Origin of the sequence: Arthrobacter sp. MYb214 (genome assembly GCF_002979865.1) — a bacterium.
Classification (GTDB): domain Bacteria; phylum Actinomycetota; class Actinomycetes; order Actinomycetales; family Micrococcaceae; genus Glutamicibacter.
Map to the genome: position 1 here is coordinate 592132 of NZ_PCPZ01000002.1, position 17993 is coordinate 610124.

The following is a 17993-nucleotide window of genomic DNA, read 5'->3' on the forward strand; positions in this document are numbered from 1 at the left end:
CCCGTGCAGACGTGTAAATTCGGGGCGCATCCAGCCGGGGGCGATACCCTTGGAGTATGGCCCCACGTACCCAGTCTCAGGGGACGAAGAAGACCGCGGCGCGCAAACCCAAGGCGCCTGGCTCCTCGTCCTCCAAGAAAACGCCCGAGAACCCGGATGCGGAACTCGCCCTGCCGCTGCGCGCAATACGCAGCGTGTGGATGGGCATTGCCCGGATCTTCGGCGGCGCATTCCGCCGCATCGGCGGAACCGTCAAGCCTGACTACGAGCTGCGCCGCGACGGCACCGGACTGTTCCTCGCGCTGATCTCGATGATCGTCGCGATCATCGAATGGTGGGGCCTGCGCGATGCGGGCTGGTTCGGCACCGGCGTGCACGCGGTCGCCGGCGGCACCCTGGGCTTCATGGCCGTGCTGCTGCCGGTGATCTTGTTCATCGGCGCCTTCCGGCTCTTCCGCTACCCGGAGGCGGTCACCGCGAACAACCGCATCGGCATCGGCCTGCTGATCATGACGCTCTCCGGCTCGTCCATCGCCTCGCTGGCCAACGGCTCGCCAGCGGTCTCCGACGATTTCCAGGCGCTCTGGAATGCCGGCGGCATGGCCGGTTCCATCCTGGGCACCCCGCTGGGCCTGCTGATCTCGGTCCCGGGCGCCATGGCCGTGTTCATCTTCCTGGTGGTCATGTCCATCCTGATCGTCACCGCCACGCCATTTACGCAGATCCCTTCGCGCGTGCGTTCGGGCTACAACCGCCTGCTCGGCCAGGACCCGGACGCACCCCGTGCCGCCCGCCCCACGGCCGCAGTGGAACTTGATCCAGCCGGCGAGGACCATGACCAGTCCTACCTCTACCCGCAGGACGAGGCTCCGGCCCCCGCTGCCAGGAAGAAGAAGCCCGGCTTCTTCGAACGCCGGGCCGCGGCCGCCCGCAAGGTCACCGAGGTCTACGACGTGGACGGCGGCGAGCACGCTGAACGCCCCGGCGATGTCGCCTACGACAAGGCGGTCATCGGCCAGGATGATCCTGCCGAGCAGTCCACCGGCGCGATGCCTGCCGTCAACCGCAACTCCGGCAAGATCTTCGACGCCGACGAGGCCGCCACCCAGGCCATCGCCCGCCCGGACTTCGAGTCCGCCGCCGCCCCAGCCCAGGAAGACACCGCCACGGTTGCCATCCCGAAGCCCTCCGGTCCTCCGCCAGGGGTCAAGCGCCCGACCAAGGCCGAATCCGAGATGGCCGAGATCATGGCCAATATCGGGCTCAAGGCCGAGCCCGAGGCCACCACCTCCGCGATGGACCAGGTCTCCTCGCGCGCCGCCGGGCTCTCCGCATCCCCGCAGGCGCCGATCCCCGCGCGCAGCGAGCAGCTGCAGCTATCCGGGGATGTCACCTACACCCTGCCCGAGGAGCACTACCTTCCTGCCGGCCCGCCGGCCAAGGAAGCATCCGAGGCCAACCAGGTGGTGGTCGACGCGCTGACCAACACCCTGCAGCAATTCAAGGTCGACGCGAAGGTCACCGGGTTCTCCCGCGGGCCCACGGTGACCCGCTACGAGATCGAGCTGGCCCCGGGCACCAAGGTGGAGAAGGTCACCGCGCTGTCCAAGAACATCTCCTATGCGGTGGCTTCCTCGGATGTGCGCATCCTCTCGCCGATTCCGGGCAAGTCCGCCATCGGCATCGAGATCCCGAACACCGACAAGGAAGTCGTGGCGCTGGGCGATGTGCTGCGCAGCTCCAATGCCCGCAAGACCGAGCACCCGATGGTGATGGGCGTGGGCAAGGACGTGGAAGGCGGCTTCGTCGTGGCCAACCTGGCCAAGATGCCGCACCTGCTGGTGGCAGGCGCCACCGGCGCGGGCAAGTCCTCGTTCGTGAACTCGATGATCACCTCGATCCTGATGCGCTCCACCCCGGACGAGGTGCGCATGGTCATGGTCGACCCCAAGCGCGTGGAGCTGACCGCCTACGAAGGCGTGCCGCACCTGATCACCCCGATCATCACCAACCCGAAGAAGGCCGCCGAGGCACTGGGCTGGGTGGTCCGCGAAATGGACACCCGCTACGACGATCTGGCCAACTTCGGTTTCAAGCACATCGACGACTTCAACAAGGCGGTCAAGGCCGGCAAGGTGCACCCTCCGGAGGGTTCCAAGCGCGTGCTCAAGCCCTACCCGTACCTGCTGGTGATCGTCGATGAGCTCGCCGACTTGATGATGGTCGCCCCGCGCGATGTCGAAGAGTCCATCGTGCGCATCACCCAGCTGGCGCGTGCCGCCGGCATCCACCTGGTGCTGGCCACCCAGCGCCCCTCGGTGGATGTGGTCACCGGCTTGATCAAGGCCAACGTGCCCTCGCGCATGGCCTTCGCGACCTCATCGGTCACCGACTCCCGCGTGGTCCTGGACCAGCCCGGGGCCGAGAAGCTGCTGGGCCAGGGCGACGCCCTGTTCCTGCCGATGGGCACCTCCAAGCCGATGCGCGTGCAGGGCGCCTGGGTGACCGAATCCGAAATCCACCGCGTGGTCGAGCACGTCAAGAGCCAGCTGAAGCCCGAGTACCGGGAAGACGTGATCCCGGCTGCCGAGAAGAAGAAGCAGATCGATGAGGACATCGGAGACGATCTGGATCTGCTGCTGCAGGCTACCGAGCTCGTGGTCACCAGCCAGTTCGGCTCCACCTCGATGCTGCAGCGCAAGCTGCGCGTGGGCTTCGCCAAGGCCGGACGCCTGATGGACCTGATGGAATCGCGGGGCGTTGTTGGCCCTTCCGAGGGCTCCAAGGCCCGCGATGTGCTGATCCAGCCCGATGACCTGCCCATGGTCCTGGCCGCGATGCGCGGCGATGACCCGGCGACCAGCACCCCGTCGGCCACCGAGGCCGCGCTGGTGGCCGAAGCCAACGTGAACCACGCCGAGCCGGTCACCGACTATGCCGAGGACCTGGTTGCCAAGGATCTGGAAGATCGCCCGCAAGCCGTCGACTACTTCGATGGCTCCGACGAACCTGGCGAAGACGCCTGGGACCTGACAGGAAGAAACTGAAACCCATGAGCGAGCAAGCTGGCCGCAATGCCCAGCCACCGGTACCGACGCTGAATATCGCCAACGTGCTCACTACCATCCGCATCATCATGGTGCCTTTCTTCGTCTGGGCCCTGATGGCCGATAACCACGAGCAAGGCCTGTGGCGCTGGGTCGCGCTGGGACTTTTCGTGGTGGCCATGTACACCGACAAGCTCGACGGGGACCTGGCGCGCAGCCGCGGGCTGGTAACCAACTTCGGCAAGATCGCGGACCCGATCGCCGACAAGCTGCTCACCGGTTCGGCGCTGGTTTGCTTCTCGATCCTGGCCGAGCTGCCTTGGTGGGTCACCATCGTGATCCTGGCGCGCGAATGGGGCATCACCTTGCTGCGCGTGGTGGTCATCCGCTACGGCGTGATTGCCGCGAATATGGGCGGCAAGATCAAGACCGTGTTGCAGGCCATCGTGATCGGCCTGTACCTGCTGCCCTACACCCACACCATTGACTGGCTGGGCACCGTGGCGTGGTACCTGATGCTGCTGACCCTGGCCGTCACCGTGGTCACCGGACTGGAATACCTGGTCAAGGCCGGCCAGCTGGCAGCCGCGGCCAAGAAGCAGAAGTAGGGCCGGCACCATGAAGCCCCAGGCACCCGAGGTGATCGCCAAGGCCATTGAAGGCGATGTGCAGCTGGCTACGGCCGAATCGCTGACCGCTGGCATGATTGCCGCGCGCCTGGCCGAGGTGCCCGGCGCCTCGGCGGTGCTGCGCGGGGGAGTTGTCAGCTATTCCTCGGCGGTGAAGTCATCGCTGCTGGGCGTCGACGAGATGCTGCTTGCCTCCAACGGATCGGTGGATCCCGAGGTTGCCCGGCAGATGGCCGTAGGGGCGCAGCGTGCCTGCGGTGCAGACGCGGCGATTTCTGCAACCGGGGTCGCTGGACCGGACCCGCACGATGGCAAGGCGGTGGGAACCGTGTATATTGGGTGGGCCATGGGCGCTGACTCGGGATCCGAAGTCCACCACTTCGTGGGAGACCGGGCACAGATCCGCGAGCAGAGCACCCTGGCGGCACTTCACCAGTTCGCTGCCATCTTGGATAAAGCTTCTTCACAGTAAGACGCGAAATACTCTTCTTCCCGAGATGTTACGCAAAAATCACGGCATATGTGGCGTAGGTCGCATTTAAGTGATTAGGGTGAATGTACGGGAACAAAATCGTATGACCTGTCGTTGTACGAATTGCAGGGCCGCAAGGATGGCCCCCGTATTTGATTAGATCTTCGAGATGGACCTAGGAGCAGAGGCTAAATTCATGGTCAAGCAACCCGTAACTGTCAATGGTGTCGTCCGTTGGCGCGATATGGGAGAAGCCCATATGGTCCAGCCCGAGAAGGAGGAGCACAAAATGGTAGTACTCCGTCATGAAATCGGCGATGTTCTGCGCGACGTCCGTCAGCGCCAGGGACGTACCCTTCGCGAGGTTTCGCATAGCGCACGTGTTTCCCTTGGCTACCTGTCCGAGGTTGAGCGTGGCCAGAAGGAAGCCTCTTCGGAGCTGCTCTCCTCGATCTGCGTGGCGCTGGAAATCCCATTGTCCCTGATGCTCCGTGAAGTATCCGAGCGCGTTGCCCTGGCAGAGGGCATTGCTATCCCGGATACCGTCCCTACGGATATGGCCAACGAGTTTGCGGCCAAGAGCGGCAACAAGCCATTGGCCTCGGTCTAGAACCAAATTTTTTAGGGCTACCGCTACTCAGTAATCGAGACTGCCGGCAGCCGTGCAAGGAGCCTGCGCGAAATGCGTGGGCTCCTTGCCTATGCGTGGGAGAATAATTAGGTGAAAATCAGCGATTTCTGGCGCAACATGGAAAACGAGTTCGGCGCGCGGTACTCCCACGTGCTGGCCGATTCCATGGCCCTTACCGAACTTGGCAGCCTTACCGCCGCGCAGGCGCTGGACAAGGGCATCAAGCCCAAGCAGATTTGGGAAGCCCTGTGCAAGGCGCAAGACATTCCGGCCGAACGCTGGCTTGGCGTGGATATCGAGCCGAAGGAATCGTAGCGACTCCGTTCGAAAGTCCCGGCACTGGATCTTCGAACATGCCGTGTTGAATTTCGAACACCTGTTCGGATAGGGTTATCCTAGAAGCAACGCAGGAAACTGCACCAAGAACTTAAGCACTGAGACTGTCCACACTTGAGGGCTATCGGAGTCCAAAGTGTCGGTGGGCAAGCATACTGTCTATTGCAGGACAAAATTCATGAGCAAGTACGTAGCAGGCTTGCAAGAGCAAAGGTGAACCATGGCAGCAAAAAATGATCGGGAAAAGGCGCTAGAGGCTGTCCTGGGCCAAATCGACAAGGCCTACGGCAAGGGCTCGGTCATGCGCCTGGGCGATGAAACCCGTGCACCCATTGAAGTAATTCCTACCGGTTCGGTTGCCTTGGATGTCGCCCTTGGCATTGGCGGCCTGCCACGCGGCCGCGTGGTTGAAATCTACGGCCCTGAGTCCTCGGGTAAAACCACGGTTGCCCTGCATGCAGTCGCCAGCGCGCAGAAGGCCGGCGGCGTTGCGGCTTTCATCGATGCTGAGCACGCGCTTGATCCGGAATACGCCAAGAAGCTGGGCGTCGACACCGACGCACTGCTGGTCTCCCAGCCGGATACCGGCGAGCAGGCTCTGGAAATCATGGATATGCTCGTGGGCTCCGGCGCGCTGGATATCATCGTCATCGACTCCGTGGCAGCGCTGGTTCCACGTGCCGAAATCGAAGGCGAAATGGGTGACAGCCATGTCGGCCTGCAGGCCCGCTTGATGTCCCAGGCTCTGCGCAAGATCACCGGCCGCCTCTCGGCCTCGAAGACTACCGCAATCTTCATCAACCAGCTGCGTGAAAAGATTGGCGTCTTCTTCGGCAGCCCGGAAACCACCACTGGCGGCAAGGCGCTGAAGTTCTACGCTTCGGTCCGCATCGACATCCGCCGCATTGAGACCCTGAAAGAGGGCACCAATGCGGTCGGCAACCGCACCCGCTGCAAGGTCGTCAAGAACAAGATGGCTCCTCCTTTCAAGCAGGCTGAATTCGACATCCTGTACGGCCACGGCATCTCCCGCGAAGGTTCGCTCATCGATATGGGTGTCGAGCATAACCTGGTCAAGAAGTCCGGTGCCTGGTTCACCTACGACGGGGACCAGCTGGGCCAGGGCAAGGAAAACGCCCGCCGCTTCCTGCGCGACAACCCGGATCTGGCCGACGAACTCGAGCGCCAGATCTTGCAGAAGCTCGGCGTTCTGCCACAGGAAGAAGTTGAAGAAGACGAGACCGAACTGCGAGTCGTCGAGGGCGATAAGTAGTGGCCCCAGGCTTCCAGCGACGTAGCGTCCGACCCGGAAAGAATTCCGGGTCGGACGCTACGTCCGTTTCCAAAGAGTTCCAGGGGGATCCCGAGGACATGCCGGACTGGGCAAAACCCAGCCCGGAAGAAGTGGAAGCACAAGCGGCTGAGGAATCAGCTAGGCGGGAACGCGCCGCCCGGCGCGCCGCAACCCCAGCCATGCCAGCGGGCAGCACCTCCCGCACCATTGCCAGCTTCCCGGAGGAATCCAGGAAACCGGGCAGTGTTGAAGAGCTGCGTGCGGCGATGGAACAGATTGTTGCCGCGCCCGCACCGGCCAAACCCTCGAAGCAGGAACGCCGCGAAGCACGCGAAGCGAGAAAAGCGGCGCGCGAAGCCGGGGAGCCCGAAGAGCTCAGCGATGACCAGTGGCGGGAAAAGGCGCGTGGCATTTTGCTGCGCCAGCTCACAGCCAGCGACAAGACCGCGAAACAGCTCAAGGCCAAGCTTCTTGACAACCAATGCCCTGAGGATATCGCTGATGAAGTCATCGACCGGTATGCCGAGATCAATCTCGTTGATGATGAACGCTTTGCGAAGTCGTGGGTAGTTGCCCGCGCGCGCTCGCGCGGTTTGGCCCGTGGGGCGATCAAGCGCGAGCTGCGCACCAAGGGCGTAGACGATGAACTGGCCGCTGAAGCGCTTGAGCAGATTGATGATGAGGCCGAGGAGCAGCGGGCCCGTGAACTGGTTCGCGCGAAACTGCGCCCGGAATCCATGGGCGCAGATCGGGATAGGGCATTACGCCGACTAGTAGGGATGCTGGGGCGTAAAGGCTACAACGGCGGCTTGGCCTTCAAAGTCGCGCGCGAAGAATGGGAAGAGCGCTTCGGTAGCCGCTACTGATTGCGCTTCGGATCCTGGGCAGGTGCTTTGCTGCGGCGTCCAAACCAATCGTCAATGCCCTGGTATGCCCACAGGATCAAGGCGGCGATCCCGGCAAGCACCGAGCCAACACCGATATTGAACAGCAGGTCATCGGTCTCGTGGTCCATCGGCGGGAGGAGGCCGATGGCGATCGGGATGGCGAAAAGGAAAAGTGCGGATATTCCGGCCATCCAGATATGGAAGACCTTCATGCCGCGTGACAAGCGCAATGGGCGGGATTTCTCGGGTTCCGGTTGTGGGCGGGGTGAATGGTTTTCCACGGAAATCTCTCTCATAGGCCGAATTGGCTAGTTGATAGTCTAATTCAATCCTAACCCTTCCGAGGGAAGCGGTGAATTCGGCGATTAGCGGGCACGCGCTGCGAACAGCACGCAGGAGCGCGTCCCAAGGTCACCTGTATTTCAGCAGTACCCAATCTTCGGTAATCTTGAAGAGTGACTGAGCAACATACCTTGAGCAACATCGGCAGTGGAGAACTACCCCGTACCTATGAAGTACGTACCTTCGGCTGCCAAATGAACGTGCACGATTCCGAGCGGCTCTCCGGTCTCCTGGAAGATGCGGGCCTAAGCCGCAAATCCGAAGAGCTGGCCGAAGAAGCAGCCGACGTCGTCGTCTTCAATACCTGCGCAGTGCGTGAAAACGCAGACAACAAGCTCTACGGGCATCTGGGCCTGCTGAAGAACCTGAAGGCCGAACGCCCCAATATGCAAATTGCCGTCGGCGGGTGCCTTGCCCAGAAGGACCGGGACACCATCGTCAAGAAAGCCCCATGGGTAGACGTGGTGTTCGGCACGCACAATATCGGTTCGTTGCCTACGCTGCTGGCCCGCTCGCGCCACAACCAGGAGGCGCAACTGGAGATCCTGGAATCACTGGATGTCTTCCCATCCACCTTGCCGACTCGACGCGAATCCGTGTACGCAGGCTGGGTCTCCATTTCCGTGGGTTGCAACAATACCTGCACCTTCTGCATCGTCCCATCCTTGCGCGGCAAGGAGCGCGATCGCCGCCCGGGCGAGATCCTCGCCGAAATCCAGGCCCTGGTCGATGATGGGGCCATCGAAGTGACCCTGCTGGGCCAGAACGTGAATTCCTACGGCGTGGAATTCGGAGACCGCTTGGCCTTCGGCAAGTTGCTGCGCGCTTGCGGCGAAATAGAAGGACTCGAACGCGTGCGCTTCACCAGCCCGCACCCAGCGGCCTTCACCGATGACGTCATCGATGCCATGGCCGAGACCCCGAACGTGATGCCGCAGCTGCATATGCCGCTGCAGTCCGGCTCGGACAGGGTGCTCAAGGAAATGCGCCGCTCCTACCGGTCCAAGAAATTCCTGGGCATCCTGGAAAAGGTTCGCGAACGCATCCCGCATGCGGCAATCACCACCGACATCATCGTTGGCTTCCCGGGCGAAACCGAAGAGGACTTCCAAGCCACCCTCGACGTGGTTGAAGCGTCGCGATTCTCCTCGGCATTCACCTTCCAGTATTCCAAGCGGCCGGGAACACCGGCAGCCGAACTTGAAGACCAGCTGCCCAAGGCCGTGGTCCAGGAACGCTACGAGCGCCTGACCGCGCTCCAGGACCGCATTGCCAAGGAAGAGAATGCGAAGCAGCTGGGCCGTACCGTAGAAGTGATGGCCACCGAGCAGTCCGGACGCAAGTCCGGGGAAACCCGGCGCCTGTCCGGACGCTCGCAGGACCAGCGCCTGGTGCACTTCTCTGTGCCTGACGGAGCCCAAGCCCCGCGCCCAGGCGATCTGGTCACCCTGCCTATTACCGAAGTGGCATCATTCCACCTGATTTCCGATCCCACCGCTGACCAGTACTCCCTGCGCCGTTCGCGTGCCGGGGATGCCTGGGACCGTGCCCAAGCCGAAAGCTGCGGGGTACCTTCGCCAGCTGCGAACGGTTCCAGCGGCCGCACGAGCTTGGGCATGCCAACCTTGAAAGTGCGTAGCTAAGTACATGACCAATTCGAACCTGCCGGTCATCGCCATCGTCGGCCCCACCGGCACCGGCAAGTCAGATTTGGCTATTGCCCTGGCCCGGGAACTGGGCGGGGAAATCGTCAATTCAGATGCCCTGCAGTTCTACCGCGGCATGGATATCGGCACCGCGAAGCTGCCGGTGGATGAACGTGGCGGCATCGAGCATCATTTGCTCGACACCATGGCCATCACCGAGGAAGCGTCCGTCGCGGCCTTCCAAGCCCAAGCCCGCGACCACTTCGCCCGAATCCGGGCCCGCGGCAAGATTCCGGTGATGGTCGGCGGCTCTGGACTGTATGTGCGCGCAGCACTTGACGTCATCGATTTCCCGCCGACGGATCCCGGGGTCAGGAAACGGCTGGAGGCTGAGGTCGAGGCCGAAGGCGACGGACCCCTGCGCCGCCGTTTGGCCGAGGTGGACCCGGTGTCAGCTGGGCGCAACCTGGATTTGCGCCGCGCGATCCGGGCCTTTGAAGTCTACGAGATTTCCGGGCGGGCCTTCAGCTCCTTCATGCCGCAACGCGAGTATGCCGCACCGGCAATCCAGATCGGTTTGAACTATGACCGGCATGCATTGCACGAAGCCCTGGAGGCCCGCGTGCACAAGATGGATGCCATGGGATTAGCCGAAGAAGTCGCAGGACTTCTTGAACAAGGATTACGCGAAGGCAAGACCGCTTCGCGTGCCATCGGGTACCAGCAGTACATTGACTATTTGGATGGGCTGATCACCCGAGCCGAAGCCATCGACCAGACGATCATCGCCACGCGCAAGTTCGCGCGACGGCAGATCACCTGGTTCAATGCAGACCAGCGGGTCAACTGGCTGAACCCGATCGAACCGGGACTGCTGGAAAAAACGCTGAAGATCATTGGCTAGCCAACATACGCAGGAAAACTCTAGGAGCATTGATGTACCGCACCGAACTAGGACAGCTGGCTGGACAACATTTTGCCAAGGGCCACGCTACCGGCAACGACTTCGTACTGGTTGCAGACCCTGAAGCAAAGCTCGAAATCACCCCCGAACAGGTAGCGGCCCTGTGCCATCGCCGATTCGGCATTGGCGGCGACGGGCTCATCCGTGCCGTGCCAACCTCCAAGGTTCCGGGATACGAAGAGCAGTTCCTGGAGAACCCCAAGGCCTACTGGTTCATGGATTACCGGAACAACGACGGTTCCATCGCCGAAATGTGCGGCAATGGCGTGCGTGCCTTCGCGCACTACCTGATTGCCGAGGGGCTGGTGAGCCTCCAGGTGGGGCAAAGCTTCCAGATCGGCAGCCGTGCAGGGGTCAAGGAAATTACCCGCCTGGTCGATGGCTACGCAGTGAACCTGGGTCCTTGGGGCCTGATCTTCGAGCAGGACGCGGCCGAAAAATCCGTGGACTCCATGGTCAAGCCGCGTGGCTGGGAACAGGCCCTGCCGGCCTTGAGCATCACCATGGGCAATCCGCACACCGTTGTGGCGTTGCCCGATGCCCGAATGCTCGAAGAATTGGACCTGTTCCAGGCACCAGAGGTATCTCCCGTTCCTGCCCACGGCACCAACGTGGAATTCGTGGTTCCATCCGAACCGCTGATTGAAGAAGACGGAGTTGCCCAGGTCCAGATGCGCGTCCATGAACGCGGGGTAGGCGAGACCCTCTCTTGCGGTACCGGTGCCTGCGCGGCTGCAGCTGCCGTACGCTACTGGGCGCGCAGCACCGCGCTGATCAACCAGTGGGCTGTTGCGGTGCCAGGCGGCGTGGTCGGCGTTGAATTCCGCGGCAATGCAAGCGGCGGAGAAGATACGATCCTCAGCGGCCCAGCGGATCTGGTGGCGCGCGGGATCCTCGGTGCGCAGTAGAACTGATCCGGTTCTTCGCAGAACCGCAGATTGGCTCGGCAGCCGATCTGCGGTTTGCCTTCGGTCCTCTAGGCCGGGCGCGCTACCTTCAGCACGCGGAAGGCCTTGGCGGTCGCTTCGCGGGTGATCTTCCACTCCGAGGGAAGCTGCTCAACCAGCCACTTCTGCAAGGAGTCACTGCCAAGGTTCTTCTGCACCACCATCCAGGCCTCGCCGCCCGGGGCCAAACGCGGCAACCACAGCATCAGCAGCTCATGCAGGGCATCCTTGCCGATGCGAATGGGCGGGTTGGACCAGATGGTGTCGAATTCCAGGTTCGGATCCACGGATTCAGGAGTGCCGACAACAACGTTGGACAAGCCCAACGCCGTGGCGTTCAAGCGGGCCAGATCGATGGAACGCTCATTGACGTCGACGCCGTAGACCTCGGACTGCGGGGACTGCTCGGCAGCGGCCAAGGTGATGGGCCCCCAGCCGCACCCGATATCCAGGATGCGTCCGCGAGGGGCCGGCACGTACTGCAGCAATACCGCTGTGCCCTTATCCAGCCCGGCAGGGGAGAAAATGCCGGAGGCCGTCTGCACTTTGCGCAGCGAGCCATTGAGCTCGACTTCGATGGTGCGACGTTCGTCTGCCGAGGCCGGGCTGGCGGTGAAGTAGTGATCCGAGGTCATAGGCAAAGTTTATCGCCCAGTACGGTTACCCCAAAGAACAGGGTCGCCAACGTGAGCAAAGCGATATAGGCACGACACGATATCACTGATAGAGTTTTCCCTATGACTTTGATTTTCGTCTAATACGTAATCCTCTTGGTTACCCGCGATTCCACGAGCTGGCCGTGCACTTCTTGCGCGCCCACCTGCATGAATCAGCAGACAGCAAAGTCATTTCCCCTTCTTGGCAGTTCTTCTTTTTGGAACCCCGCATTCGCCTTTGCTCACCGGTAACCATGCATTCACCTGTCTGCTCATAGACCTTTACTCCTTGCAAAGGACCACGAATGTTTGATGAACCAACCGAAACTGAACGCGCCACGTCGCAAAGTGGGGCCCACCCGCACTATTCTGGAAAGCGAAGTACTTCTAAGGAGACCATGACTAACTCCGAGTCACACGAGCACGATTCGGCATCTATGGATGATGCCCAGATCCAGGCCGCCATCGATCGAATCCTCGCAGCCGACGATGCGCAGAGCCCGCAGGTCCAGCACTTCGGCGAAGAAGAGAGTTCCATCTTCGCCGGGCAAGCCTCTGCACTGAACCGTTTTTCCTCCGGCCTCACCCATTTCGACGGGGACCAGGAAGATTTGGACGACCGCCGTGCGCTGCGCCGCGTCGCAGGCCTGTCCACGGAACTGGAAGACGTCACCGAAGTCGAGTACCGCCAGCTGCGCCTGGAACGCGTCGTGCTGGCTGGCATCTGGAGCGACGGCACCGTCACCGACGCCGAGAATTCTCTGCGTGAGCTCGCCGCTTTGGCAGAGACCGCCGGCTCGGAGGTCCTGGACGGGCTGGTGCAGCGTCGCAGCAAGCCGGACCCATCGACTTTCCTCGGCTCGGGCAAGGCTGAAGAGCTGCGCGGAATTGTTGCTTCCACTGGCGCCGATACCGTGGTTGTCGATGCAGAGCTGGCTCCTTCGCAGCGTCGCGCCTTGGAGGATATCGTCAAGGTCAAGGTGATCGACCGCACCAGCCTGATCCTGGATATCTTTGCGCAGCATGCCCAGTCGCGAGAGGGCAAGGCACAGGTTGAACTGGCCCAGCTCGAATACCTGCTGCCGCGCCTTCGCGGTTGGGGAGAATCGATGTCCCGCCAGGCCGGTGGCCGCGTGGGTGCCGCCGGTGGCGGTATCGGTTCGCGTGGACCGGGTGAAACCAAGATTGAAATGGACCGCCGCCGCATTCGCGACCGCATGGCGAAGCTGCGCCGCGAGATCAAGGCCATGAAGCCTGCGCGCGAAGCCAAGCGTGCCAACCGCAAGCGCAATGAGGTTCCGGCCGTAGCCATTGCCGGCTACACCAACGCTGGCAAGTCATCGCTGCTTAACCGACTGACCAACGCCGGTGTGCTGGTGGAGAACGCGCTGTTCGCTACCCTGGACCCGACCGTTCGCCAGTCGGCGACCGAAGACGGGCTGACCTACACCCTGGCCGATACCGTGGGATTCGTTTCCAACCTTCCGACCCAGCTGGTGGAAGCCTTCCGTTCCACTTTGGAGGAAATCGCCGATTCGGATCTCATCCTGCACGTCGTTGACGGTTCCCATCCGGATCCCGAAGGGCAGATCCAGGCCGTGCGCACCGTGCTCGGCGAAGTCGACGCGTTGAACATCCCAGAGATCATCGTGGTGAATAAGGCTGATGTGGCTGATCCGTTCGTTATCGAACGCATCCGCAACAAGGAATCCAACACTGTGGTTGTCTCTGCGCATACCGGTGAAGGCATCCAGGAGCTGCTGGAAAAGATCAGTTCCTCGATTCCACGCCCCGGAGTCCAGCTTGAGGTACTCATTCCCTACAACCGGGGGGATTTGATCGCCAAGCTGCACCAGAGCGAATCCGAGATCCTGGAAAGCGAACACCTGGAGGAGGGCACCCGGCTGATCGTCAAGGTGCGCGATTCCTTTGCTGCAGAGTTGGAGACCTTCAACCTTCATGGATAAGCAAGAGCAGGCCCTGGGGCTCCTGGAGGCCGCGGTCACTTCCATGGGCGGCGCCATGCGCACCGGCCAGCAGGAAATGGTCAAGCACGTGGTCAGCGCGTTGGAAGACGAAAAGCATTTGCTGGTGCAGGCCGGTACCGGAACGGGCAAGTCCATGGGTTACCTGATTCCGGCACTGGCCCACGCGCAAACCAGCGCCAAGCCAGTGATCGTCTCCACCGCGACATTGGCGCTGCAATCGCAGATTGTCGGCCGTGACGTACCGCGATTACTCGACTCGCTCAAGGGCAAGCTCTCGCGCCCGATGGATGTCGCGCTGCTCAAGGGGCGCTCGAACTACCTGTGCCAGTACAAGCTCGGCGGCGGATACCCGGATGACGAAGGCACTCTTTTTTCCATGGACGAGCCGGCAATACCTGCCGGCACCACTTACTCGCCGCTGGCTAGCGAAGTAATGAAACTGCGTGAATGGGCCGAAGAGACCGACACGGGTGACCGCGATGAACTGGTGCCCGGGGTTAGTGACAAGGCTTGGAAGCAGGTCTCGGTTTCGGCCATGGAGTGCCTCGGCTCGCAGAAGTGCCCGATGGCGGACGAATGCTTCTCGGAAATGGCGCGTGCCCGTGCCGCCGAGTCCGACGTGGTCATTACGAACCATGCGTTGCTGGCGGTTTCGGCCTTCGAGGGGCTTTCGGTTCTCCCGGACTTCGAAGTAGCGATCATCGATGAGGCCCACGAACTGCAAGATCGCGTGACCAGCTCGGTTTCGGGCGCGCTCTCCTCGCGCATGGTGCTTACCGCCGCTGGCGGTGCCAAGCGCCATTGCGGTATCAATGCGGATGAGATGGTCAAGGCCGCAAACCGCCTGGAAAAGTCGTTGACCGGGTTGCCGACAGGCTTGCTGGAACATGGTCTGCGCGAAGACATGGGCATTGCCCTGAACGACATCGTGGAGCAGGCCCGGCTGGCTCTGGCGCTGTCCAAGCCCGAAGCCAATGCACCGGCCGATGGCGGCCGCCAGACTGCCCGCTCCCAGCTGCAGGCAGTGATGGATGATGCGATTCGCATGCTCGAATCCGAAGAACGCCGCGAGGTCCTGTACACCACCCGTCCGCGGGAGTTTGTCGAAGGCCGGGGCTACGTCGAGGCCGATGAGAGCCAGCCTGCAACCTTGAACGTGGCACCGTTGTCGGTGGCCGGCAAGTTGCGCGAGGGCCTCTTCGACGGGCGCACGGTCGTATTGACCAGCGCCACCTTGGCCATTGGCTCGCAGTTCGACTCGGTAGCAGGCTCCTTGGGCCTGATGGGCGCCGGCGCTCCATCATGGACCGGCGTAGATGTTGGCAGCCCTTTCGATTACCCCAAGCAGGGCATCCTCTACGTGGCCAAGCACCTGCCCAAGCCAGGACGCCAACTGGCGGCGGAGACGCTGGATGAGATCGAAGATCTCATCAAGGCCTCCGGTGGCGGCGCCTTGGCGCTGTTCACTTCCAAGCGTTCCGCCGAGGAAGCGGCAAGCATCTTGCGCGAGCGCCTGGACGTGGAAATCTTGTGCCAGGGTGAAGCCAGCATGAAGTCGTTGGTCGAACAGTTCAGCAGCGAACGCGACACCTGCCTGTTTGGAACCATGACCTTGTGGCAGGGCGTGGACGTGCCGGGCGATTCTTGCCGGCTGGTCATCATCGACAAGATTCCTTTCCCGCGCCCGGATGATCCTATCTCCAAGGCCCGTTCCGAGGACGTGGCCAAGCATGGCGGAAATGGCTTCATGCAGGTTGCCGCCACCCATGCGGCGATTCGTCTGGCCCAGGGTGCTGGGCGCTTGATTCGTTCGGTCGGGGATAAGGGCGTTGTGGCGATCCTTGATTCGCGCATGGCCACGGCGCGGTATGGCAGCTTCTTGAAAGCTACCCTGCCTCCGATGTGGCCGACTGTCGATAAGAAGGTCATCACTGGTGTTCTCAAGCGATTGAACCCGGGCGGGAAGTAGCCGCAACCAGAATATGAACTTGAGCTGTCCTTCGGGACAGCTCAAGTTCTTTAACCGGTACCAGCATGATGCTTCCAGATGCACTAAGGTCTGTGACAAGAACTGATGAAGCTCGAATCGGAAGGCACCATGGAGTCCATGCAGGAATTGGCGCACCAAGCCGCGATCGACACCCACCAGCGGTTCGGGCATCGCCTCATGGGGTTGCCCGGAACGTGGATTGGACAGAGCTACAGCAAAGCGCATCGGTTGCGCGACGGAAGCATGCTCAGCAATCTCAATGGTTTCGCGCACCCGCTTGCGGAGTGGAACTATTGGTGGCAGGCGCACTATCTGGATGCCATCATCGATGAGGGCCGATCGTACTGGGACGAAGGCAATGAACACCGGGCGCGCGAAGCGCTTGCCCGGGCCAACGGCCTATTGCGCGGCATTCGAATTCGAAACTTCGGGATCTTGCCCAACTACTTCTTCGACGACATGGCTTGGCTTGCTCTGGCCAGCGGCCGCCTGTCAAAGTTCACGCAGCTGGCGACGGGGCACAAGAGCCGTCCTGCCGAGGCGGCAGTTCGGACGCTGGGACGGCAGCTCCATGCCGGCATGGATGGGGTGCTGGACGGCGGCCTGTACTGGTCCAGAAAGCGGGATTTCAAGAACACGCCAGCCAACGCGCCGGCGGCACTGTTCTTTGCCCGTACCGGGGAGATAGAGACCGCGCGAGAGCTTCTCCAGTGGCTGGAAAAGAATCTGTTCAGCGTGGAGCGAGGACTGTATCTGGACGGACTTCGGTTGACCACGCAGGGACACGCCGTGGAACCAGCGGTCTACACCTATAACCAGGGCCTGGTGCTCGGGGCATTGCTTGAGCTTGGCGAGCCTGCTGATCTGGCTCACGCTAAAGTACTGATCGATGCCACCACGAAATCGCTGTCAACTGTTGCCGGGGTCCTCTCGTTCAACAGCGGGGGAGACGGCAACCTGTTCGCGGGGATACTCTGCCGATATCTGGCCCTCGCCGGTAATGATGTCCGCTTGGAAGCCCGGAGCCGGGAGCAGGCCAGGAGGCTGGTCATGGCAACGGCGCGCCATCTGGCTGACCAGGAACCACGCCGGCTTTCGGCGGCAATCCAACGCTGGATGATCTTCTCGGCGGCCGCTCAATTCGAGTTGAACGCCGGCCAATAGCGGGTTAAACGAGAATTGCGCTGGTGCCAAGCACCAGCGCAATGACCGTACGTATTCTAGAGCGAGCGCATCACCGAGACGACGCGTCCCATGATCGTTGCGGCATCACCCAAAATTGGTTCGTAGCGCGAGTTCTGCGGAAGCAGCCAGGTATGCCCGTCACGCTGCCGGAAAGTCTTTACCGTGGCTTCTTCATCGAGCAGGGCAGCTACGATGTCGCCGTTGTCCGCCGTCTGCTGGCGGCGGACAACTACCCAGTCGCCATCGCAAATCGCAGCGTCAACCATTGAATCGCCGGAAACCTTGAGCATGAACAGTTCGCCGTGGCCTACGAGCTGACGAGGCAACGAGAAAACATCTTCGACGGACTGTTCGGCAAGGATCGGACCGCCGGCAGCGATACGGCCAACCAGGGGAACCATGGTGGTGTCAGCGGAAGTGCTCAATTCAATGATCTTGGCGTCTTCGCTGGCATCTGGCTCGACCGGCTTCGAAACTTCGGCCTTCTCGGCGTCTTCGGCCAGCTGCAGAGGCAGCAGGATTTCCATTGCGCGCGGACGGCGTGGATCTCGACGGATATAGCCGAGCTTTTCCAGCTGGCTCAGCTGGTGGGTGACGCTCGAAAGGCTCTTGAGCCCCACTGCGTCACCAATCTCACGCATCGATGGTGGATAACCGTTCTTGCCGATTGACCGCTGGATCGTCTCCAGGATCTTCTTTTGGCGAATCGTCAGCGAACGTGCATTCGATCGGGGAGTGCGTTGTGAAGCTGACATGAGATTTTGCCTTCCCTAGCAATCATTCGAAAGTTCGTAAGTCCAAACTGTCGGCGCTAGATGGTGAGATGTTTTCATTGCTCGTCTACTTCGAAATCTTAGTAGATAAGCGAGCTTCTTTCAAAGATTTGTTCGAAAACTTCTGGACAAGTTCCGCAAACCTCTGTTAGAACAGATATACGAGGTTCGAACAAGTTTTCGAATCTACGCTTTCGAATACAAAT

At 61.5% G+C, this 17993-nt stretch carries 16 protein-coding genes; 13 read left to right on the forward strand and 3 right to left on the reverse strand.

All coding sequences use genetic code 11. The features are described 5' to 3' along the window. The first annotated feature begins 56 nt into the window (after positions 1–56). The 7 genes from CQ012_RS08470 to CQ012_RS08500 all read left to right on the forward strand — a co-directional run bounded on the left by CQ012_RS08470 (position 57) and on the right by CQ012_RS08500 (position 7275). Complete coding sequence (locus CQ012_RS08470) at positions 57–3047, forward strand: FtsK/SpoIIIE family DNA translocase (protein WP_105661875.1); 2991 nt, start codon at positions 57–59, stop codon at positions 3045–3047. Positions 3048–3052: 5 nt separating this feature from the next. Next, positions 3053–3655 carry a CDP-diacylglycerol--glycerol-3-phosphate 3-phosphatidyltransferase gene (gene pgsA, locus CQ012_RS08475; RefSeq protein WP_105661876.1) on the forward strand — a complete coding sequence of 201 codons (603 nt, stop codon included), beginning with the start codon at positions 3053–3055 and terminating at the stop codon, positions 3653–3655. A 10-nt stretch (positions 3656–3665) separates the two neighbouring features. After that, positions 3666–4148: a CinA family protein gene (locus CQ012_RS08480; RefSeq protein WP_105661877.1), complete on the forward strand. Its 483-nt coding sequence runs from the start codon at positions 3666–3668 to the stop codon at positions 4146–4148. A 196-nt stretch (positions 4149–4344) separates the two neighbouring features. Further along, positions 4345–4758, forward strand: a complete 414-nt coding sequence (locus tag CQ012_RS08485) for a helix-turn-helix domain-containing protein (protein WP_105658240.1) — start codon at positions 4345–4347, stop codon at positions 4756–4758. Between the two features lie 111 nt (positions 4759–4869). Continuing rightward, positions 4870–5094, forward strand: coding sequence for a DUF3046 domain-containing protein (locus tag CQ012_RS08490; RefSeq protein WP_105658168.1), 225 nt, complete (start codon positions 4870–4872; stop codon positions 5092–5094). A 241-nt stretch (positions 5095–5335) separates the two neighbouring features. Then, the gene (gene recA, locus CQ012_RS08495) at positions 5336–6388 is read left to right on the forward strand and encodes a recombinase RecA (RefSeq protein WP_105658167.1); all 1053 of its coding nucleotides are present in this window, start codon (positions 5336–5338) and stop codon (positions 6386–6388) included. 98 nt (positions 6389–6486) lie between these two features. Further along, positions 6487–7275, forward strand: coding sequence for a regulatory protein RecX (locus CQ012_RS08500; protein WP_105661878.1), 789 nt, complete (start codon positions 6487–6489; stop codon positions 7273–7275). Here CQ012_RS08500 and CQ012_RS08505 read toward each other — a convergent pair. Further along, complete coding sequence (locus CQ012_RS08505; protein WP_181149037.1) at positions 7269–7592, reverse strand: hypothetical protein; 324 nt, start codon at positions 7590–7592, stop codon at positions 7269–7271. The two genes, CQ012_RS08500 and CQ012_RS08505, sit on opposite strands and share 7 nt — an antisense overlap. A gap of 159 nt (positions 7593–7751) precedes the next feature. Here CQ012_RS08505 and miaB point away from each other — a divergent pair, with 159 nt between their 5' ends. The 3 genes from miaB to dapF are packed head-to-tail and all read left to right on the forward strand — an operon-like array spanning position 7752 to position 11156. Continuing rightward, positions 7752–9281, forward strand: a complete 1530-nt coding sequence (miaB, locus tag CQ012_RS08510) for a tRNA (N6-isopentenyl adenosine(37)-C2)-methylthiotransferase MiaB (RefSeq protein ID WP_105661880.1) — start codon at positions 7752–7754, stop codon at positions 9279–9281. A gap of 4 nt (positions 9282–9285) precedes the next feature. Next, positions 9286–10188, forward strand: coding sequence for a tRNA (adenosine(37)-N6)-dimethylallyltransferase MiaA (gene miaA / locus CQ012_RS08515; RefSeq protein ID WP_105661881.1), 903 nt, complete (start codon positions 9286–9288; stop codon positions 10186–10188). 32 nt (positions 10189–10220) lie between these two features. After that, on the forward strand, positions 10221–11156 hold the full coding sequence (dapF, locus tag CQ012_RS08520; RefSeq protein WP_105658162.1) for a diaminopimelate epimerase: 936 nt from the start codon (positions 10221–10223) through the stop codon (positions 11154–11156). A 68-nt stretch (positions 11157–11224) separates the two neighbouring features. Here the strand turns inward: dapF and CQ012_RS08525 are convergent, their stop codons facing one another. Further along, the gene (locus CQ012_RS08525) at positions 11225–11830 is read right to left on the reverse strand and encodes a class I SAM-dependent methyltransferase (RefSeq protein WP_105658161.1); all 606 of its coding nucleotides are present in this window, start codon (positions 11828–11830) and stop codon (positions 11225–11227) included. Positions 11831–12249: 419 nt separating this feature from the next. Between CQ012_RS08525 and hflX the strand changes: the two genes are divergently transcribed. The 3 genes from hflX (at position 12250) to CQ012_RS08540 (ending at position 16993) form a co-directional block, all read left to right on the forward strand. Next, positions 12250–13818, forward strand: coding sequence for a GTPase HflX (gene hflX / locus CQ012_RS08530; RefSeq protein ID WP_105661882.1), 1569 nt, complete (start codon positions 12250–12252; stop codon positions 13816–13818). Beyond that, positions 13811–15808: an ATP-dependent DNA helicase gene (locus CQ012_RS08535; protein WP_105658159.1), complete on the forward strand. Its 1998-nt coding sequence runs from the start codon at positions 13811–13813 to the stop codon at positions 15806–15808. The genes hflX and CQ012_RS08535 overlap by 8 nt, the downstream gene beginning before the upstream one ends. Positions 15809–15913: 105 nt before the next feature. After that, positions 15914–16993: a glycoside hydrolase family 76 protein gene (locus tag CQ012_RS08540; RefSeq protein ID WP_286134607.1), complete on the forward strand. Its 1080-nt coding sequence runs from the start codon at positions 15914–15916 to the stop codon at positions 16991–16993. Between the two features lie 56 nt (positions 16994–17049). Here the strand turns inward: CQ012_RS08540 and lexA are convergent, their stop codons facing one another. Further along, complete coding sequence (lexA, locus tag CQ012_RS08545) at positions 17050–17769, reverse strand: transcriptional repressor LexA (RefSeq protein ID WP_105658157.1); 720 nt, start codon at positions 17767–17769, stop codon at positions 17050–17052. Positions 17770–17993: the final 224 nt, after the last annotated feature.